At 47.7% G+C, this 19,450-nt stretch carries 20 protein-coding genes; 14 read left to right on the top strand and 6 right to left on the bottom strand.

What is annotated here, in order from left to right:
• Window positions 1–19: 19 nt before the first annotated feature.
• Window positions 20–772 (bottom strand): 5'/3'-nucleotidase SurE, encoded by a 753-nt coding sequence (surE, locus tag SYK_RS02240; RefSeq protein WP_281761996.1) that lies wholly within the window; start codon window positions 770–772, stop codon window positions 20–22.
• Between the two features lie 136 nt (window positions 773–908).
• Here surE and SYK_RS02235 point away from each other — a divergent pair, with 136 nt between their 5' ends.
• The 7 genes from SYK_RS02235 (at window position 909) to SYK_RS02205 (ending at window position 6,110) form a co-directional block, all read left to right on the top strand.
• A complete protein-coding gene (locus SYK_RS02235; protein WP_281761995.1) occupies window positions 909–1,949 on the top strand; it encodes a 3'-5' exoribonuclease YhaM family protein in 1,041 nt (346 codons plus the stop codon).
• Window positions 1,925–2,566, top strand: a complete 642-nt coding sequence (gene tmk / locus SYK_RS02230) for a dTMP kinase (protein WP_281761994.1) — start codon at window positions 1,925–1,927, stop codon at window positions 2,564–2,566. The genes SYK_RS02235 and tmk overlap by 25 nt, the downstream gene beginning before the upstream one ends.
• Window positions 2,567–2,688: 122 nt before the next feature.
• Window positions 2,689–3,501, top strand: a complete 813-nt coding sequence (locus SYK_RS02225; protein ID WP_281761993.1) for an amino acid ABC transporter permease — start codon at window positions 2,689–2,691, stop codon at window positions 3,499–3,501.
• A 159-nt stretch (window positions 3,502–3,660) separates the two neighbouring features.
• A complete protein-coding gene (locus SYK_RS02220; protein WP_281761992.1) occupies window positions 3,661–4,503 on the top strand; it encodes a transporter substrate-binding domain-containing protein in 843 nt (280 codons plus the stop codon).
• A gap of 13 nt (window positions 4,504–4,516) precedes the next feature.
• Window positions 4,517–5,407, top strand: coding sequence for an amino acid ABC transporter permease (locus SYK_RS02215; protein WP_281761991.1), 891 nt, complete (start codon window positions 4,517–4,519; stop codon window positions 5,405–5,407).
• A gap of 2 nt (window positions 5,408–5,409) precedes the next feature.
• Entirely contained in the window at window positions 5,410–5,775 is a 366-nt protein-coding gene (locus tag SYK_RS02210; RefSeq protein ID WP_353618265.1) for a glutaredoxin family protein, read from the top strand.
• Between the two features lie 2 nt (window positions 5,776–5,777).
• The gene (locus tag SYK_RS02205) at window positions 5,778–6,110 is read left to right on the top strand and encodes a ferredoxin-thioredoxin reductase catalytic domain-containing protein (RefSeq protein WP_281761990.1); all 333 of its coding nucleotides are present in this window, start codon (window positions 5,778–5,780) and stop codon (window positions 6,108–6,110) included.
• Between the two features lie 63 nt (window positions 6,111–6,173).
• On the opposite strand, the gene traT is transcribed toward SYK_RS02205, so the two are convergent.
• From traT to trmFO, 4 genes are all read right to left on the bottom strand, one after another.
• Complete coding sequence (traT, locus tag SYK_RS02200; RefSeq protein ID WP_281761989.1) at window positions 6,174–6,932, bottom strand: complement resistance protein TraT; 759 nt, start codon at window positions 6,930–6,932, stop codon at window positions 6,174–6,176.
• Complete coding sequence (locus tag SYK_RS02195) at window positions 6,932–9,184, bottom strand: S1C family serine protease (RefSeq protein WP_281761988.1); 2,253 nt, start codon at window positions 9,182–9,184, stop codon at window positions 6,932–6,934. The genes traT and SYK_RS02195 overlap by 1 nt, the downstream gene beginning before the upstream one ends.
• A 193-nt stretch (window positions 9,185–9,377) precedes the next feature.
• A complete protein-coding gene (locus tag SYK_RS02190; RefSeq protein ID WP_281761987.1) occupies window positions 9,378–10,685 on the bottom strand; it encodes an O-acetylhomoserine aminocarboxypropyltransferase/cysteine synthase family protein in 1,308 nt (435 codons plus the stop codon).
• Window positions 10,686–10,935: 250 nt separating this feature from the next.
• On the bottom strand, window positions 10,936–12,264 hold the full coding sequence (trmFO, locus tag SYK_RS02185; RefSeq protein WP_281763222.1) for a methylenetetrahydrofolate--tRNA-(uracil(54)-C(5))-methyltransferase (FADH(2)-oxidizing) TrmFO: 1,329 nt from the start codon (window positions 12,262–12,264) through the stop codon (window positions 10,936–10,938).
• A 78-nt stretch (window positions 12,265–12,342) separates the two neighbouring features.
• On the opposite strand from trmFO, the gene SYK_RS02180 reads away from it, so the two are divergent.
• The 5 genes from SYK_RS02180 to SYK_RS02160 all read left to right on the top strand — a co-directional run bounded on the left by SYK_RS02180 (window position 12,343) and on the right by SYK_RS02160 (window position 16,543).
• Entirely contained in the window at window positions 12,343–13,311 is a 969-nt protein-coding gene (locus SYK_RS02180) for an ABC transporter ATP-binding protein (protein ID WP_281761986.1), read from the top strand.
• A gap of 10 nt (window positions 13,312–13,321) precedes the next feature.
• Window positions 13,322–14,281, top strand: coding sequence for an ABC transporter ATP-binding protein (locus SYK_RS02175; RefSeq protein ID WP_281761985.1), 960 nt, complete (start codon window positions 13,322–13,324; stop codon window positions 14,279–14,281).
• Window positions 14,282–14,381: 100 nt separating this feature from the next.
• A complete protein-coding gene (locus tag SYK_RS02170; protein WP_281761984.1) occupies window positions 14,382–14,945 on the top strand; it encodes an HD domain-containing protein in 564 nt (187 codons plus the stop codon).
• Between the two features lie 102 nt (window positions 14,946–15,047).
• Entirely contained in the window at window positions 15,048–15,830 is a 783-nt protein-coding gene (gene cbiQ / locus SYK_RS02165; RefSeq protein WP_281761983.1) for a cobalt ECF transporter T component CbiQ, read from the top strand.
• Window positions 15,827–16,543 (top strand): energy-coupling factor ABC transporter ATP-binding protein, encoded by a 717-nt coding sequence (locus tag SYK_RS02160; RefSeq protein ID WP_281761982.1) that lies wholly within the window; start codon window positions 15,827–15,829, stop codon window positions 16,541–16,543. Before cbiQ ends, SYK_RS02160 begins: the two co-directional genes overlap by 4 nt.
• Before the next feature lie 12 nt (window positions 16,544–16,555).
• Here SYK_RS02160 and SYK_RS02155 read toward each other — a convergent pair whose 3' ends face one another.
• On the bottom strand, window positions 16,556–16,954 hold the full coding sequence (locus SYK_RS02155; RefSeq protein WP_281761981.1) for a response regulator: 399 nt from the start codon (window positions 16,952–16,954) through the stop codon (window positions 16,556–16,558).
• 213 nt (window positions 16,955–17,167) lie between these two features.
• On the opposite strand from SYK_RS02155, the gene SYK_RS02150 reads away from it, so the two are divergent.
• Window positions 17,168–18,559, top strand: coding sequence for an MATE family efflux transporter (locus SYK_RS02150; protein ID WP_281761980.1), 1,392 nt, complete (start codon window positions 17,168–17,170; stop codon window positions 18,557–18,559).
• A gap of 9 nt (window positions 18,560–18,568) precedes the next feature.
• Entirely contained in the window at window positions 18,569–19,450 is an 882-nt protein-coding gene (locus tag SYK_RS02145; protein ID WP_281761979.1) for a DUF2156 domain-containing protein, read from the top strand.

Below are 19,450 nucleotides of genomic sequence, written 5' to 3'. Positions count from 1 at the left end.
GATTTTCCGTCAACGGCGTTTATAAATCATTCCTTTTCAACAAGTCCAGAGCCTCATTATCGGTAAAATCAAAATGCAATGGTGTCAGGGTGACATGTCCATCGGTGAGCAAAGCCCTATCACGATCTGCACTGATCCGTTCCGGGGGAATGGCTCCATCAAGCCAATAATATGGTCTGCCTCGCGGATCTTCTCGTGTGTCATAGCAATCCTGATAGGATGCCCTGGTATGTGGACACACGATCATTTTTTTTGCTTCATCAATGGGACAATTAGGAAAATTTAAATTCAACACACACTTTCGCGGCAAATTAGCCCATGGGATATTTCCCAAAAGTTCCGTGCAATATTGAGCCTGCCCGCTCAAATCCTGTGGATTAAAATTATCCATGGACACAGCCATGGCTGGAATTTCCATGAGAGCGCCCTCAGTTGCGGCAGAAACAGTCCCGGAATACAGAATATCTACTCCAACATTGGCACCAGCATTAATACCTGACAAAACAAGATCAGGTGTTTCGTCAAGCAATGTGGACAATCCAAGCTTCACGCAATCAACCGGAGTACCATAAACCCCCTGCCCCACAAAACCATTTTCCTTGAATTCCTTGACACGAATGGGCATAGACAACGTCACGGCGTGGCCCACTGCGGACTGTTCCGTCACCGGAGCCACCACATGAACGTCATGTCCAGCTTCTTTCAAGGCAAAATACAATGCTCGCAGCCCAACGGCCTGAATACCATCGTCATTGGCAAGGAGTATGTTCATTATCTATCCCCAAGTATTCTCTTCAATTTGACAATCCTTGTAAAATCAGGTTCAAACCTGAAGCGGACAGTAATGTCTGCAACCGTCCTACACTCGATTAATACGCGTATGGGCGGGGTACCTCAACATTAATCCAATGGCAAGATACGTGGGAAAAAAGTCGCAATATATCCATAGCCTGGTCCCCGGCCAACCGGTCGACGACATCTTTATATTGGCATCCGCCAATCAGGCCCAATCCAAAAACGGACCATATTGGAACATCTCGTTCCAGGACGCCACCGGCACCATAGATGGCAAAATATGGAGTCCTAAAAGTCAAGAATACCCAACCCTTGAATCTGGACAAATGGCGCATGTCAGGGGTTTTGTGGAAAGCTATAGAGACAAAAAACAACTCAAGGTCGACCACATGGAACTCCTTGAGGCCACTGCTCCGGGAATCGACCTCGCAGACTTTATGCCGACATCCTGCATACCTCCTGAAGAACTCATGGAGATGGTTGAAGATCTCATAGCCAAACACATCAAGTACAAGCCGTGGAAAACATTCTGCAAAAAAGTACTGAACGACGAGGAAATCCGCACCCGAATGCTTATGGCTCCGGGTGCCAAAACCGTGCACCATGCATATGTAGGCGGTCTTCTCGAACACACTTTACAAGTCGCCCGCGCCAGTATGGCTTTATGTGATGTCTATCCGAATCTGGATCGACAAACTCTTCTGGTCGGGGCAATATTCCATGATCTCGGCAAGGCGTGGGAACTCTCCGGTGGCCTGACCAACGACTATACGGATGAAGGACGACTGCTTGGCCATATCCAAATTGGACAGGACAAGCTGGAGCCATTCCTCAAACGAAGCAAAACGCTGGAAGACAGCCTCAAACTGCACCTCAAACACCTCATCACCAGCCATCACGGAGAACATGACTTCGGTTCGCCGGTCCGCCCCAAGACGCCGGAAGCATTTGTCCTGCATTTCGCTGATAACATGGACGCCAAGCTGAACATTATCGATCAGGCCTATGTCGACATGGATAAAACCGGCCAGGAATGGTCTCCTTACATGCGTTTTTTAGAGCGCAATGTATACCGTGCACCCGGGACCCCTGATAACTCAAAGAAAAATGACGATAAGCCGGAGAACCAATGTTTATTACCTTTGAAGGCATAGAAGGCACCGGTAAATCAACACAAATTACCAAAATCAAGGAATATTACGAATCCCAAGGGAAGGAAGTATTTCTGACGATGGAACCGGGCGGTAGTCGAGTGGGCACGGAGTTGCGCAAAATGCTCCTGCATGTCGACAACAAGGATATCACGCCCATCACCGAATTATTCCTCTATCTGGCAGACCGTGCCCAGCATATCGCCCAAGTAATTCGACCGGCTTTGGAAGAAGGAAAAGTAGTGCTCTGCGACCGCTTTGCCGACTCCACCATCGTCTATCAAGGATATGGTCGAGGTCTAGACACACAAGTCCTCAAACAGCTCAACGAAGTGGCTGTCGATGGTCTGTGGCCTGATCTGACCATAATTCTCGATATTGATCCAGAAATTGGCCTGAAACGCGCCATGCTGCGCAATATAGAAGATGGCAAGGCTAAAGAGGAAGGACGATTCGAAGCGGAACACATCTCATTTCACAACCGCATCCGCGAAGGATATTTGACATGGGCCGCACTCAATCGAGACCGAATCAAAATTGTCAACGCAGCGGCAACACCAGAAGACGTCTTTGACAGAATCAAAAACGTTCTTGAGGCATACCAGCCAAAATCTTCCTAATTTGGTGTTTTTCACCAAAGAAAAACAGAATAGTACCTGAATTTTCCAGACGATTCTGGTATGGTGCTCTCCGTAGGCGTTTTTTCACGCCTAACAAACACATTCGAGAACACCACAAGAACATGCCAGATACACAACGCCCTTCAACCGTCCGACTTCCGATTTCGGCCATCGTCGATACCGGAAAATATCTTGCTGTTATGGGATGTATCATCTGGTTGCTCACTTTGGGCACAGACCGCCTTGGCTACAACTGGCAATGGTACAGAATTCCCAAATATCTCTGGCAATTCAATGAACACGGATTCTCATGGGGACCGCTCATAGAAGGATTGGGAATCACCTTCCAAATAACCGGCATCAGCATGATACTGATGCTTGGCATCGGTATTACCACAGCCCTGCTAAGAATGACGGACTCATGGGCTGCCAAAGGTACAGCTCGGGTTTATATGGAGATTATCCGTAACACCCCACTTCTCATCCAGATTTTTTTCATCTACTTCGTGCTCGCACCAATTCTGGACATGTCCGCATTCTGGGCTGCCGTCATTGCTCTCAGCCTCTTTGAAGGCGCTTATGCCTCTGAGATATTCAGAGCAGGAATTATTTCTATAGATAAAGGACAATGGGAAGCAGCCCAAAGCCTCGGCATGGCACCATTTCCCATGTATCGTCACATCATTTTACCACAGGCTATTCGTCGTGTTCTCCCACCCATGACAAGCCAAGCGGTCTCGCTGGTCAAAGACTCCGCCCTTGTCAGCACCATCGCCATTCTCGATCTGACACAACAGGGACGCATGATTGATGCCGAGACGTTTCTTACTTTTGAAATCTGGTTTACCATTGCCGCCATATATCTTGCCGTCACCCTAGCTCTGTCCGGCGTGGTAAAAATATTGGAACAACGGTCCAACAGCGTTAAGCCATAACCTAAAAACAGGAGCAAAACATGACTATATGGAGAGCCGTCAAAACCGGTACCACTATCATGATCGCCATTTTGGGAGTGTCACACGTCACTTTTGCCCAAGAATCCTGCAAGTAAACAACAACATGTCCCGAGCATAAATCGGGACAAGGAGAACGCCATGAAAACTCACCGTTTCACGACTATCTTATCTATCGTCCTCCTGTTTGCATTCATATTCGGATGCAGCCAGCAGCCTTCACAACAAAAAACAGACACTTCAGCCCAATCTCAAGTCAGTCAACTCGACACCATCCTCAAGCGCGGTGTCCTCAAAGTCGGCTTCGACACTTTCAAACCCTGGGCCATGAAAGATAAAAGCGGCAACTACATCGGTTTTGAAATCGAAGTTGCCAAACGACTGGCTGCAGATATGGGCGTGGATGTTGAATTCGTCCCCACCAAGTGGTCCGGTATCATTCCAGCCTTGCTGACCGGCAAGTTCGACATCATCATCGGGGGCATGTCCATTACTCCCCAACGCAACCTGAAAGTAAACTTCTCTATTCCTTATGAATATACTGGCATGTCTGTCATCGCGAGCAAAAAACTCGCTGCAGGACGGACCATGGCCTCTGAATTCAACAACCCGGCAACCACTGTGGCTGTCCGCCTCGGTACCACTGCCGCTGAAATCACAAAGAACTTTCTTCCCCAAGCCAAGATTCTCTTCTTTGACGAAGAATCTCAGACCATTCAGGAACTTCTCAATGAGCGAGTCCATGCCGTGGTCGCCTCCAACCCGCTGCCTCTCAATCTGGCCAAAGAATATCCAGATAAACTCTATCTGCCTTTCAAAGAAGACTTCACCAGAGAACCGATCTCCTTTGCCATCAGAAAAGGCGACTTCGATTACCTGAATTGGTTGAACAATTGGGTCCTTGTCACCATGAGTACAGGATGGCTCCAGAATCGCTATGAATACTGGTTTTACACCAACGATTGGGAAAACCAGATTCAATAGTCGAGACGATTCATTGCAGAAAAAACCTCTTAAACGCCGCATCCGTATAACCCCGCTAGACACCACCATCATGGTGGTTTTGGCGGGGATATTCGGCTATATTATCTACAAAGCAGCCACAGGCCTGAACTACCATTGGAATTGGGCAATCATTCCACAATTTTTAATCCGCTTCGATCCAGACACACAATCATGGGTCCCCGGCTTGCTCATGCATGGCCTCTTCACGACCATCCGGCTCAGCCTTTGGTCGGGGTTGTTTGGTGTCATCCTGGGGACATTCATCGGACTTTTCCGTGTCAGCCCGAGTCTGTTCAGACGACAAATTGCCAGCACCTATGTCGGATTAATCCGAAACACTCCGCCATTGGTACTCATTTTCGTTTTCTATTTCTTTGTCGGAGATCAGATAATGACACTGCTCCATGTAAATGAAGCCGTATACGCCCTGTCCCCGGAAGCCAAAGAAATACTCAGTTGGCTCTTCGGTCCAATGAATAGGTTCTCACAATTTCTCTCTGCACTCGTGACACTTGCACTGTTCGAGGCAGCCTATATTGCCGAAATAGTTCGCGCAGGAATTGAATCCATCGAACCGGGGCAATGGGAAGCCGCATCCGGGACAGGCATGAGCCGGACCAAGGCCATGGCCTATGTAATTCTTCCCCAAGCCATACAACGCATGTTGCCAGCTTTGGCTGGACAGTTTATATCCATCATCAAGGACTCAGCCATCGTGTCTGTCATTTCCATTGAGGAACTGACTTTCCAGGCCCAACAACTCATGACAACCACTTACCGGAGTTTCGAAATCTGGACATTGGTCCTTGTCATGTACTTTGCTCTTACTTTCATGTGTTCGCTGATTGTCAGAAAACTGGAACTTACACTGCAAAGAGATTAACCATGTTCAGATTCATCAAGGATTTTTTCAAAGGAATGTTCGACGTAGAACCCAAAGAAACTCCTACTCCAAAAATTAATGAAACAGAAAACACGTTCGACACGGAGGCGTTTCATATGAACGACATCAAAATCTATGCCCTTTCAACTTGTATTCATTGCAGAAATGCGAAAAAATACCTCGATGAATGTGGTGTAAAATATGAATGTGTCCACGTCGATGAGTTGAGTGGAGATGATCGCAAACAAATTGTTCAGGAAATCAAAAGCCACAATCCAGCTGTCTCCTTCCCCACTATTGTTATCAAGGATACGGTTGTCGTGGGGTATCACAAAGACAAAATCGACGCAGCACTCAAGGGGAAATAGCCATGGACGCAAAACAACTCTACAAAATGCTCAAAAAGGCTCAGGAACCCAAAGGATATTATTTTAACTCGGACATGGATATGACCATGCCCCTACTCGAAAGCCTGCTGACCAACAAAGAGCGCTTTGGTTACATGGCCTGTCCCTGTCGTTTAGCAAACGGAGAATTCGAAGCCGACAAGGATATCGTCTGCCCGTGTACCTACCGAGAAGAGGACGTCAAAGAATACGGAGCTTGTTTCTGTGCGCTCTATGTCAACAAAGAATACAATGACGGAACCATCGAAAAAGAAGTGGTGCCCGAACGCAGGCCACCTGAGAAAATCATTTTTTAATCTGAATTCATAAACTCAAAAAAGCCCCGCCATATGGCGGGGCTTTTTGTATTACAAAACGAATTAAATAATATCTCTAAGGATTCTCAAATGGCGATTTCGAACTTCTGAAATAATATCCGATTTACCCGCCATTCGTCCACCGGCGTAAACGCCCAACTCAACTGTTTCCCGAGAACGAAAACCCTTAAAATTCGTTTTCTTTTGCTTTATTTTTTTTCCGGTAACAAATGATATTGACCGTTCATCTTCTCTATGTTCAGGCATAACGGTTGCCATAGTCACAGAAGATATAATGATAAAAGTCTCTTCGGTCGCATAGTTTCTTATTACCTCAGTCAAAGCCGCGCCAATCACTGCCCCCGCAGCCATTCCTGTAATGGCATCAGCTGAACGCCCCCCTTGAATTCCGGGAGTAGCACCAGCGACTCCACCAATGGCCGCGCCTAGAAAAGTGTATTCCGCAGGCAACATTTCCGTGACCTGACCAAAGTACTTAACATTAATATCCAGAAGAATACCAAAATCACTTCCATGAGTAATTTCATAGCCGACGTTACTGTAGGAATTTTCAAGTTGTTGACGAAATTTATAAATATCCAATGCAGGATCACCGGTCGTATTACGGATGCGAAACTTCAATTTCTTGTTACGAAACATAGCGGGATCTGCAACGAATTCACCATTTTTAATAGCACCGTAAGAATAACCTGTTTCTTCATCCTCAACTAATCGATATTTGTTCTTCTGAGTAGAGACACAAGAAACCAAAATAACCGCCGCCATAACCAAGAAACTCAATCTTTTTATATTTTTCCTCATCACTTACTCCCCTTAGAGACTCTAATACCATTTTGATCCAAGAACTTGAAAACTTCCGCATAATGAATGGAAAAGTTCAGCCCTTGCGCACTGGCGCCAGAACTCGTAGTCACCTGCCCCCAATCATTCACGCCAACCACATACTTTCCAAAAAAGACCGGGCCACCGGAATTTCCGCCATTCGTGGCCGCATCGGTCTGAATATACAGTATCTTTTTATTAGAACTAGGAAAGTTTATTGGACGTGTTTTTCTGACTGTGCTCACAACACCCCGAGAAATGGAAAATTCGTATCCATTGGGATGTCCGATCACTTCCAAGGTCTTTCCGATTGGTAATGTTCGTTTGTTGTAAAAACACACAGGCTTACCCCGCATGTCAGCTTGTATGAGAGCAAGATCAAGATAAGCATCACGAGCAATAACCCGCCCCATGGTCTCTCGTTGATCAAACCGCTTCAACTGAACATAATTGGCTTCTTCTACAACGTGATAATTGGTGATAATCATATCGCCGGTCACATAGAACCCAGTCCCCATGCCCTGCCCGGTATTACGCACCACAACAACACTGTCGAAACGTTTGTCAGAATACTTATCGATCTCATATTTTTCACTGTGATGTTTGCGCTGAGCCAAACTCCGATCTTTTGTAAATGTCCGATGAATTGACTCCATGGAAGCGTATCGCTTCCACTCCGAAGGACGGGTCGCAAACTGCTCCAAAAGGTCAGACAAATTGACTGGAATGGGCTCCATTTCATAGCGGACAACATCATCTTCAAGAACTGAGGTCTGAAGGAATTTCTCTTTGTTGGGATCACTTTCTTCCATCGCGTAACAAACTGTAAAAAAAGACTTTTCACTAACATCAAAAGTATCTTTGAAAAACACTTTCTTACGCTTATCAATAACGTAATAATTTACGGTTGCAAACTTGTAGATGTCCATATGTGCTTTCGTAACAGGATACGGTTGATACTGAGCGATCGAGATATGCTTCGGTGTGGTTCGCATCTTTTTCTTGGCCACATCATAACGATTCCCCGTACTCTCAATCAGGTCTGTCTTTTTGCTTTCCTCATCCCAATGAGCAAAGACATCAACCGCCCAACTCGTAGTCGTCTTGGACTGTGCGGCATGATGCTGCACGGAAGCAGCCTCAAGCTCAGCCTTGGCAATCTCGTATTCCGGATTAATCTCCTGCCCATACGAAGCAACGTACGTAGAAGAAATGGTTTCATTTTCTTCCACCACACGCTTTGCCTTGGACACAGCCATATTGACCAGAATCAAAATATCAGCATTCTTGACAGCACCATGAGAAAAAGCCTTGCGCATGCTCGCCTTTGAAGCGTCAAAAGGCATATCCAATTTAATATCGACACCAAAATCAAGGGCTTTATCCTTAATTAAATCAGGACTTGTAACTTGCAAAAAAGCAATCTTGATTCCAGGAATTGACTGTAAATCCAGCCCAGCGGCCCTCGTCTTTTCGTATGCTGCCAAAATATTTTTTAAATCTGCATCTTTCCCCTTGGGGCACAATGACAAAAAATAACTCTGCGCCAATTCCTTTTGGGCAGAGTGTGGAAGATTTGCCCCATATGTAGCTATAAAAACGGCCTTATCAGCAGCCTTCATGTCAGCAAGAGCACCACTCCAGATCGATTTATTTTCATCAAGAAAAATTCCCTCTTCAATATGCACAGGGTATTCAGCAAAAAAATTCTTGCCATCAACCAAAGAAAATCCAACAAAGTTCTTGGGAGTATCGGCTCTTATCTCATCTTCCTTGGCTTGCAAGGCCAGCAAAGCCTGTCCATAGATCGCCGGACGGTATCTCGGATATTTAAATATGGCGAGTTTGCCGAGTTCATCCAATTCCAAACGAATATGTGAAATGGAATCCTTTACACCTTTCCAATCAGAACGGGGAACTGGCCAATGTATAGAATGAAGGCGTTCTTTAATCGTCTGAACTTGAGGAGAATACGTGTAATCAAGTGCAGCAGACAATCGAGCAAGAATTGCTTTCGTTTCAGGTTCACCAATAGAACCCGCAAAATAGGCTTCATTGTCGACAACTATATCAGATGCCTCAACAATCTTCCCCTGATCGAGCAGGACCTCGACGTTCTCTGTCGGCGACCCAGATAAGCCCTTACCTCCCCCAAGATGCACAGACTTACAGGAACACAACAAAAAAACCGCACATAATAGCAACGGTGCCACTCTAGGAACACGACGCATAAAAACCTCTCTTGAATCACCCGAGCTATTAATCATTCAAAATAAAAAGGGTCCCGCCTCATAGAAACAAACAAATGTTTGATAAAGCAATGAAAAGACAAAAGCAATATTGATATTGATTAACAATTTTTAATCTACAAAAAAAATCCACACTCTTACGAGTGAGGATTTATATCCCAAAATTTCAGACCTTTCAGATCTGAGACTTCATCAAAGCCATATCCAGATCATCTATAATATCTTCAATGTCCTCCAAGCCAACGGAGATACGAATCAAATCCGGTGGAACCCCTGCGGCCAATTGTTCTTCCGGAGTAGATTGACCATGCGTTGTCGAAGCGGGATGAATAACTAGTGTCTTGGCATCCAGAATATTCGCCAAATGTGAGCACAATTCTACTGAATCAATAAATTTGCGCCCGGCCTCAAGGCCCCCCTTGACGCCAAAACCAAAAACAGCACCCGGCCCGAGTGGAAAGGTGTTCTTTGCTCGATCATGATCGACATGGTTCGGAAGCCCTGCATAATTAACCCACTCCACAGCATAATGTGTATTCAAAAACTCAGCGACTTTCTGAGCATTTTTGCAATGTTGCTTTGCTCGAAGCGGAAGAGTTTCCATTCCTTGAAGAATAAGAAAACTATTGTGTGGCGAAATGGTCGCACCGGTATCACGCAGCAATCCGATCCGCACTTTAGCCGTAAATGCCGGACATGGTTCTCCTGCGGCTCCACCAAGCGCTTCCCACAAATTCACATTGTTATATGTCGGATCAGGCGCGGCTATCTCGGGATACTTCCCTCCCTTGCCCCAATCAAAACACCCCTTTTCAACGATGGCACCGCCCATGGCAACACCATGACCGCCAATAATTTTCGTCAAGGAATGCACAACAATATCGCATCCAAAATCAAATGGATTAAAAACAGGCGGCGGCGCAACTGTGGAATCAAGAACAAACGGCAGGCCGTGCCTGTGCGCTACATCGGCAATACCGAAAAGATCATCAACGTTACAGCGTGGATTACCAATGGATTCACTGTAGATAAGACGAGTATTCTCATCAATGGCCGTTTCAAAATTGGCTGGGTCGCTGGAATCGACAAAACGGACCTCAATGCCAAATCTTTTCAGCGTATACTCAAACAAGGTTTGCGTTCCACCATAAAGATTGGACCCTGTGACAAGATTCTGGCCGGCAGAACAAATAGTCATTACTGCATAAAAAATAGCCGCCATACCCGACGCAGTTGCTACGGCCCCCATGCCACCATGAAGTTCGGCAAGTCGCTTTTCCAGAACATCCGTAGTCGGATTATTCAACCGCGTATAAATATACCCAGCTTCCTTGAGGGAAAAAAGATCAGCAGCATGCTGCGTATCACGAAACATGTACGCCGTTGTCTGATAAATAGGCACAGCCCGCGAACCGGTCTCCTTATCCGGGGTATGCCCCGAATGCAAAGCCATTGTCTGCGGTCCATAATGTTTGTCTGCCATGATCATATACCTCCTGTATCCCGGTCTTCAAATCACAGTGCGTCAAAGTAATTGAATTGGCAATACCCAGTCTTACGGGAAAACAACATTCTCATAAAATCAATAATTGGAACAACTCTTGCTTAAAAACGACTCAAGAAACATTTTTCTGACACACACGCAAGTGCTGTTAAACGTTTCATGTTTTTCGCTCACTATTGGGGTCAGCGGAATTACCCCGTCCCGGGATTGAGCAGAACCGGGGCGGGGCTCATTTTTTCAAGCCAACGGCTTCGATCCATGTCCCAAAAGCTTCCTGCGCACGAACTCCATAGGCTTCCTTACGCAACTTCTTCTTCATTTTCTTTTTCAATCCCGGCATAAGACCAAAATTCACATTGGACGGCTGAAAACGTTTATCTGGAACGGTCCTGAGATGCCCAAGCAACGCCCCCAAGGCAGTTTCCACTGGCGGTTCAGCAATGACGATTCCATTCACACGATACCCAAGCGACAAACCAAGCCAAAGTCCACACGCGGCTGATTCCAGATACCCTTCCACTCCGGTAATCTGTCCTGCGAGATAAAAGCCAGGCCTATTCTTAAGCTGTAATGTCTCGTCCAATGCCTGAGGAGCATTGACATATGTATTGCGATGAATGGAACCAAGACGCAAAAACTCAGCCTGTTCCAAACCGGGAATCATTCTAAAAACACGTTTTTGTTCCGGGTATTTGAGCTTGGTTTGAAATCCCACGAGATTAAAAGCCGTCTTGTCTTTGTTTTCTGTACGTAACTGGACAATAGCAAAAGGACGTTCCCCAGTCTTGGGGTCCACGAACCCTACAGGCTTGAGTGGCCCAAAGGCCAAGGTCATCTCACCTCGCTCGGCCATGGCCTCCACCGGCAGACATCCTTCGAAATGAATTTCCTTCTCGAAATCCCTTGGCTGAACTTTTTCTCCGGCTATCAAGGCCGCGACAAAAGCCTTATATTCATCCTCACTCATGGGGCAATTCAGATAGTCATCATCTTCCGGCTTCCAACGGGAACCCCAGAAAGCTTTATCAAAATCAACGGAGTCACGGGAAATAATCGGTGCGATAGCGTCATAGAAATACAATCGTTCATCGCCCACCGCGGCCATCAAACTTTCAGCCAACTCCGCACTCGCCAAAGGACCGGCGGCAATGATCACCGCGTCATGACCTTGCAACTCTTCGGCATCAAGTGTCAGTATTTCCTGGTGAACAACCGTGATCTTTTCATGATTTTCAATCTTGTCCGTAATGTATTCGGAAAAGAGCGTCCGATCCACGGCCAAAGCGCCACCAGCAGGAACCTGCGTGGCAAATGCGGCTTCCATAATCAGACTGCCAAGACTGGACATTTCCTCCTTGAGCAAACCGATTGCCGCAGCAGGACCGGTTGCACGAAAGGAATTGGAACAAATCAATTCAGCCAGACCATCTTCGCTGTGAGCCTCGGACCGTTTGCCAGGCTTCATTTCATACAGCGTGACTTCAATTCCGGACTTGGCCAATTGCCAGGCGCACTCGGTTCCGGCCAGTCCACCACCAACTAATGCCACATGTGCCATTTCATATCCCCGATATCGTTTACGTTCGCCGCGATATGCCGTATAGATGGCCAAACGGAGAACCGTGGAATTCAAAAGATGACCAAACCCCTTCTGGACATAGACAAGCTCACGACCTGCTTTTCCTCGCACCAAGGCATAGCCAAGGCGGTGGATACCGTCAGCCTTTCCTTTATGCAAGGAGAAACCCTGGCTATCGTGGGCGAATCAGGATGCGGAAAAACCGTACTAGCCCTCTCCATTCTCGGTCTTATACCCGATCCGCCGGGCCGCGTCACCGAAGGACGTATCCTCTACCGAGGCAAAGACTTACTCGACATGAGCGATACTGAACTCATGCAAGTCAGGGGCAACCATATTTCAATGATTTTTCAGGAACCCATGACCGCGCTCAATCCGGTCTTTCGGGTAAACGATCAAATAGCGGAGCCACTCCGGCTTCATCAGGGATTTTCAAAAAAAGAGGCCCTCGACAAAGCAGTCGACGCTCTCAACATGGTAGGCATCCCCAATCCCACAGCTATCGCCAAAACATACCCACATGAACTGTCAGGCGGCATGCGGCAACGGGTAATGATCGCCATGGCCTTGGCCTGCAACCCGGACATTCTCATCGCCGATGAACCGACCACCGCATTAGACGTAACCATTCAGGCCCAGATTATTGATCTCATGAATGACCTCACGGAGAAGATGCACAGTTCGCTGATGCTCATAACCCATGATCTGGGCGTAGTCGCACGCATGGCTCAACGGGTCGCGGTCATGTATTCCGGCAAAGTTGTAGAGCTTGCCGATGTAAACAGCATATACGCCAAGCCCTTGCACCCTTACACGCAGGGCCTTCTTGCATCCGTACCGACTCTGGGCGACACCCAACGACTGAACCCCATTCCCGGTATTGTTCCAAGCATATTTAACCGACCGCAAGGATGCCGTTTCCATCCTCGGTGCCCTAAGGCTTATCAAAAATGCTCCCTCATGCTGCCACCTCTTTTTGAACCGGAACCCGGCCATACCGTACGGTGCTGGCTATACGAAGAGTAGAGGAAACGCCATGCCACCGCTTCTCGAACTCATTAACGTCACTAAACATTTCAAAGTCACCAGTGGCCTGCTGGGACTTCAGTCCGGCCTCGTCCGCGCCGTGGACGGCGTCAGTCTGCATGTCAATAAAGGCGAAACCCTGGGATTGGTTGGAGAATCCGGTTGTGGCAAATCGACATTGGCAAAATGCATCATGGGTTTGACCCCTGTCACAAGCGGCGAAGTCCTCTTCGCCAATAAGGCTCTCGCGACATGGGAAGAAAAAGCCCTGCGCAGTAAAATACAAATGATCTTTCAAGATCCATATTCTTCACTGAATCCACGCCAAAGAATCGGATCAATTATCCGCGAGGGGCTGGACATTCATACTATTGGCACCAAGGAAGACAGGCAGGAAAAAGTCAACGGGCTTCTCCAGTTAGTCGGACTCATGCCCGAACATGGCCAACGGTATCCTCATGAATTTTCAGGCGGACAACGCCAACGTGTGGCAGTAGCCCGGACACTCGCTCTTGATCCTCAACTCATCGTCTGCGACGAACCAGTCTCGGCACTCGATGTTTCTGTACAAGCGCAGGTCCTCGGCTTGCTCAAGGACTTGCAGACACAATTTGGCCTAACCTACGTTTTCATTTCACATGATCTGTCCGTGGTCAGTCATATTTCTGATCAAGTGGCTGTTATGTACCTTGGCCGCATCATGGAAATCGGACCGAGCAAGGCCTTATTCGATTCCCCCAAGCACCCCTACACGCAAGCTCTTTTGTCTGCCGTACTGCTCCCTGATCCAACCAAACAATCACACCGAATTCCGTTGAGCGGAGATCTGCCCAGTCCGATGGATCCTCCAACGGGTTGCCCATTCCACCCACGCTGCCCTCACGCATTCGACAAATGTAAAAACGGTCGACCAGAACTTGTGGCCGGAGAATCCGGCACCAACGTCGCATGTTGGCTGCACAACGCCTGACATCTGTACGGATTATACAAACCCAAATCTGTATCTGGACCACCCCGGACTGTTCAGGCATTCTCTTATGACATAACCCCATTATCTCAAGGAAAGGAATATGATAACTCGACAAGAAGCCTTTGAATTACTGAAAGCACACAACACTGAAGCCAATCTCATCAACCATGCCCTTGAATCCGAAGCCGTCATGCGCGGTCTGGCTGCCAAATTGGGACAAGATGAAGAACTTTGGGGCATCACCGGCCTGCTGCACGATCTCGATTACGCAGTTACCAAAAAAATCCACGACCGCCATGGCTTGGACAGCGTCGACTTGCTTACCGGCAAACTTCCGGATGAAGCTCTTGCCGCCATCCGCCGCCATGCCTATGAAATGAATGGCTCGGATAAACCGGAAACCGATTTCGACTACGCTCTACGCTGTGGCGAAACCGTGACCGGCCTCGTTCACGCAGGTGCATTAGTACGGCCTACCAAGATCCACGGTATGAAGCCCAAGAGCTTGAAAAAGAAAATGAAAGACAAAGCCTTCGCAGCCAGTGTCAACCGCGACTGTATCCGTGAATGTGACAAAATCGGCCTGGAACTGGGTGAATTCCTCCAGATTGCCATAGCCTCGGTCACTGCCATAGCCCCCGAAGTCGGCCTGATTGCCGAATAATTTCCTGCAACCGGCAACGTCGCAAGACGTTGCCGGTTGCACGATTCCCACTTTTGTACTACTCCTCATTTCCTGACTGAATTTCTCTGATTTTCAGAGGGCATGGGAGAAAAATTGGCCGCAATTACTGAACATTTCGCATCAGGCAACTCATTCATTCACCGGATCGATCCCCGCATCCGGCTTATCTGCGGTGCGCTTCTCACCATACCTTTAGCAATCCTGAACTCACAACCGCCCGCATTGCTAGGACTCGCCTTTGGTACCCTGCTCATATTCATGGCGCGCTTAAAACTCACTCAAGTCCTCAAACGACTCATGGTTGTTAACACCTTCATTCTCTTCCTCTGGGTCTTTTTACCCTTTTCCTTGCCGGGTAATGCACTTTGGTCCATTGGACCGTTTAACGCCACGACACAGGGCGTAGACTTGGCATTGCTGATCTCCATCAAGTCCAATGCTATCGTTTTGGCCCTCATGGCACTTATGGGGACTATTTCAGTCCAAAATCTTGGCCCGGCCATCCAGCAACTGGGTATAAACCATAAGCTGTGTCACATACTCCTATTCACTTACCGGTATATTTTCGTAATTCACCAAGAATACATGACCATGCGCACGGCCATGCAAGCCCGGGGCTTCAAACCCAAAACCAATGCACATACCTACCGCTCATACGCATGGCTTGTCGGCATGCTGTTGGTAAAAAGCTGGGATCGAGCTGAACGAGTTCAAGGCGCCATGCGTTGTCGTGGCTTTCACGGCCGGTTCTATTCATTGACCGAATTTTCGACCAAATCGACAGATTTCATTTTCCTGGCAATTTGCCTACTTTTCGCCGCACGTATCATTCAATTGGGGTTCTTTCCCGGAGCGTTACCATGACTCATGCGATAATCGAGCTGGAGGACGTCAGCTACGCATTTCCAAACCGGGGCAACGCTCTGGACAAATTGACATTTCATTTACACCACGGCGAAAAACTTGGCCTGTTCGGCCCTAATGGTGCAGGCAAAACAACCATGCTGCATATCCTCATGGGACTGCTCACGCCTGATCAAGGTACTGTGGAACTCTTTGGCGTTCCCATGACCGAACACAAAATTTTTAATGAAGCCCGATTAAGAATAGGTTTCTTATTCCAACATTCCGACGATCAGCTGTTCTGCCCGACCGTGCTTGACGATGTTGCCTTTGGCCCACTTAATCAGGGACTCTCCAAAGACAATGCTGCCGAACGAGCACGTGAAGCGTTGGCTATTGTGGGATTGTCAGAATTCGAAGACAGGATTCCCCACCGCATGTCAGGCGGAGAAAAAAAGCTCGTGGCACTGGCAACAATACTCGCCATGCGCCCAGAAGTACTTGTATTGGATGAACCGACCACAGGATTATCCCCCGAGGCCAAAGTAAGACTTGTTGAGATATTACAGGGGCTGGATATGGCTCGATTGGTCGTTTCTCACGACCCGGACTTTCTGACCGCAACAACAGATCGCCTTATTGCCATGCGTGACGGCCGCATCAGACCGGGAGAACTCAAACCTCACACCCACGTTCATGTCCACGAAGAAGGAGATATGCCTCATCAGCACTAAATCGCAATACCATTAGCAGGCAATGGTACAGACCTTCAAAATTTTATTCCGCAACTGCTCTGCGCTGAATGGTTTGACGATATAATTGGATACTCCAAGCTTGATGGCCGCCATGACATTCTCCTGAAAAGATTCTGCCGTAACCATGATAAAAGGAATGCACTTGTAGTCCTCGTCACCACGCACCAACGCCAAGAATTCCTCACCAGACATATTAGGCATTTTGTGATCCGACAGAATAAGATCAATGGAATCCTGTTGGACTATCACCCAAGCAGCATCACCATCGTCAGCCGTCACCACATTTTTTAAACCAATATCCTTCAAGGACGTTTTGAGAATTCGCCGCATCGTACTGGAATCATCCACTACCAAAATGCGCATATCGGTATTGAGAGAGAGTTCAGACATTAAGGATTCTTCTTTTAATATTCAAAGGATAGACTGTTTTTTACCGCCAAATTAGCACTTGAAAAAAACCGTACACTAAGCGTATACCCCGTGCAATCTATTTGAAAAAACATAACAGAAACAATCCCCCTTCCCCCTTGGCAATTCAAAAATACGACCTATATTATTGAACGGTCTGCCAACCCCGGCCAGCCTGCAAACCACCCCTGAACCATGTCCGACACACTTACTGCAAACATGTCACGCGCACCGTACCGCACCATCTGGAATCTGGCCTGGCCCCAGCTCCTGATGATGCTCTTTCACTTTCTCATCGGTATGACTGACGTATGGGTTGCCGGACACATTAACCGTGAAGTTCAGGCTTCACTCGGCATCATATCCCAATCATTCTTTCTTCTGCTGGTTGTTGCCATGGCCATTGCCAATGGCGCAGTGGCCGCCATCAGCCAATCACTGGGAGCCGGGCTTATCCGACGGGTCAAACGCTATGTGGGACTCTGCATTCTGCTGGCTGCCGTTTTGGGCGGCGCATTCCTGATCATCGGTCTTCCTTTGAAAAATGTCATGCTGGTTGCCCTGCAAATTCCAGCGGAGATGCGCGCCACCACTGAATATTTCCTCACAATCTACCTTATCATGCTGCCATCCTACTACATGCTCATGATAACCAACGCCATATTCCGGGCACGTAAGCAAGTCATGTACCCCCTGTATTCCATGATCATTGTCACCGTGCTGAACACCGTCCTCGACCTCGGTCTGGGGCTTGGCTGGTTCGGTATACCGAATATAGGTTTCAAGGGACTTGCGTGGGCAACCCTCGTGTCCATAACCGCCGGCATGTTGCTCAATGTCACAGTTCTTGCCAAACACGGGTTGCTCAAGTGGGAAAGCTTTGCTCCATGGCGCTGGATGAAACGGGCAATGCCCTATCTGGCAAAAGTCGCATGGCCATCAGGACTTATGCAAATAGTATGGCATTCAGGCTACATGGTTCTCTACATCATCACGGCAAGCCTCCCCAGGGACGCCGTGGATGCCTTGGCTGGTATGGCGATCGGTTTGCGTATTGAAGCCTTACTCTTTCTCCCAGCCTTTGCCTTCAACATGACTGCGAGTATTCTCATTGGCCATTATCTCGGTGCAAGACAGCCTGTGGAAGCCAAAAAATTCGGCTTTAGAATCTTGAAAATAGGCCTCATATCAATCACACTTTTTTCTTTTGTCGTCTGGCAATTCATGGAGCCATGGGTCGGCCTACTCACCCGTGATACAGCTGTTGCTGCTCAAGCCATGAGCTATCTCAAATGGAACGTACTCGCCATTCCCTTCACTCTGACCAGTATGATTCTGGCCGGAGCTCTTAACGGAGCCGGAGCGACGATGTACAACATGTTCATCATGGGCGCGGCCACATGGGGCCTCAGGCTCCCTCTGGCATATGGCCTCGGTCATGTCTTGATGAAAGACGCCGAAGGCATATGGATTGCCATGCTTTGCTCACAAATTGTTCAGGCTTCAATCCTTCTCTACTTCTTCACCTTCAAAAACTGGCAACGTTTCGCTATGATAAAAAAAAGAAACGGCCACAACGGACGCTAAGGGATATACATGCCTCTGAATTTTGAACCGATCAGTTTGGACCGGCAGGCAGAATACCACGCCTGCCTCACTGGATGCCCTCAACTGCTGACCAGCGACTTCTCCTTTGCCAATGTGTTTGGCTGGGCTGAACATTATGGTCTGGAATGGGCCTTTCACAAAGACCTATGCTTCATTCGACAGACCAAGCCGGAAACCATCCTCTGGGCGCCTGTCGGCCCATGGGAAGCATACGACTGGACCAATTGTAGAACCATGCACGAAAGTGGAAAGTTCACCCGCGTCCCTGAAGCCCTGACACGACTCTGGTCCGTGGCTTATGGCAACAACATCCTCATTGAGGAAAGCCGCGAACATTGGGATTACATCTATTCGGTGGAAGATCTAATCTCTCTCAAGGGTAAGAAATTTCACAAGAAAAAGAATCTGCTCAATCAATTCAAAAAGAATTACCTTTACGCCTACGAATCCATGGCCCCTGAATGTGTGGAAGAAGTCCTTGAAATGCAGGATGAATGGTACAAGTGGTACGAAGAAAACAACCCGTCTGACGCCCTCAAAGCAGAAAACCGCGCCATAACGCGTGTTTTGCACAACATCGACCAGATCGACGGTCTCATGGGAGCCACCCTGCGTGTGGAAGGCAAAGTCATTGCCTACACCGTGGCTGAACCCTTATGTGATGACTCCCTCGTTATTCACTTCGAAAAAGGTGATGTCAGATACAAAGGTGTATATCAAGCCATCAACCAGATGTTTTTGGAAAAGGACGGAGCAGGATTCACCAATGTCAACCGAGAACAAGACTTGGGAGACGAAGGATTGCGCAAAGCAAAGTTGTCATACAACCCATCATTTTTCCTAAAAAAATTCGAAACAACCCTACTATAA

Source organism: Pseudodesulfovibrio nedwellii, from assembly GCF_027923765.1.
GTDB classification, from domain to species: domain Bacteria; phylum Desulfobacterota; class Desulfovibrionia; order Desulfovibrionales; family Desulfovibrionaceae; genus Pseudodesulfovibrio; species Pseudodesulfovibrio nedwellii.
Note: the sequence above shows the minus strand (reverse complement) of the source record. Positions and strands in the feature narration are given on the sequence as shown.

Bases quoted from the DNA above. Each gene is read 5' to 3' on its own strand.
- surE (WP_281761996.1), bottom strand. From the start codon at position 772: ATGAACATACTCCTTGCCAATGACGATGGTATTCAGGCCGTTGGGCTG.
- SYK_RS02235 (WP_281761995.1), top strand. From the start codon at position 909: ATGGCAAGATACGTGGGAAAAAAGTCGCAATATATCCATAGCCTGGTC.
- tmk (WP_281761994.1), top strand. From the start codon at position 1,925: ATGTTTATTACCTTTGAAGGCATAGAAGGCACCGGTAAATCAACACAA.
- SYK_RS02225 (WP_281761993.1), top strand. From the start codon at position 2,689: ATGCCAGATACACAACGCCCTTCAACCGTCCGACTTCCGATTTCGGCC.
- SYK_RS02220 (WP_281761992.1), top strand. From the start codon at position 3,661: ATGAAAACTCACCGTTTCACGACTATCTTATCTATCGTCCTCCTGTTT.
- SYK_RS02210 (WP_353618265.1), top strand. From the start codon at position 5,410: ATGTTCAGATTCATCAAGGATTTTTTCAAAGGAATGTTCGACGTAGAA.
- SYK_RS02205 (WP_281761990.1), top strand. From the start codon at position 5,778: ATGGACGCAAAACAACTCTACAAAATGCTCAAAAAGGCTCAGGAACCC.
- traT (WP_281761989.1), bottom strand. From the start codon at position 6,932: ATGAGGAAAAATATAAAAAGATTGAGTTTCTTGGTTATGGCGGCGGTT.
- SYK_RS02195 (WP_281761988.1), bottom strand. From the start codon at position 9,184: ATGCGTCGTGTTCCTAGAGTGGCACCGTTGCTATTATGTGCGGTTTTT.
- SYK_RS02190 (WP_281761987.1), bottom strand. From the start codon at position 10,685: ATGGCAGACAAACATTATGGACCGCAGACAATGGCTTTGCATTCGGGG.
- trmFO (WP_281763222.1), bottom strand. From the start codon at position 12,264: ATGGCACATGTGGCATTAGTTGGTGGTGGACTGGCCGGAACCGAGTGC.
- SYK_RS02180 (WP_281761986.1), top strand. From the start codon at position 12,343: ATGACCAAACCCCTTCTGGACATAGACAAGCTCACGACCTGCTTTTCC.
- SYK_RS02175 (WP_281761985.1), top strand. From the start codon at position 13,322: ATGCCACCGCTTCTCGAACTCATTAACGTCACTAAACATTTCAAAGTC.
- SYK_RS02170 (WP_281761984.1), top strand. From the start codon at position 14,382: ATGATAACTCGACAAGAAGCCTTTGAATTACTGAAAGCACACAACACT.
- cbiQ (WP_281761983.1), top strand. From the start codon at position 15,048: ATGGGAGAAAAATTGGCCGCAATTACTGAACATTTCGCATCAGGCAAC.
- SYK_RS02160 (WP_281761982.1), top strand. From the start codon at position 15,827: ATGACTCATGCGATAATCGAGCTGGAGGACGTCAGCTACGCATTTCCA.
- SYK_RS02155 (WP_281761981.1), bottom strand. From the start codon at position 16,954: ATGTCTGAACTCTCTCTCAATACCGATATGCGCATTTTGGTAGTGGAT.
- SYK_RS02150 (WP_281761980.1), top strand. From the start codon at position 17,168: ATGTCCGACACACTTACTGCAAACATGTCACGCGCACCGTACCGCACC.
- SYK_RS02145 (WP_281761979.1), top strand. From the start codon at position 18,569: ATGCCTCTGAATTTTGAACCGATCAGTTTGGACCGGCAGGCAGAATAC.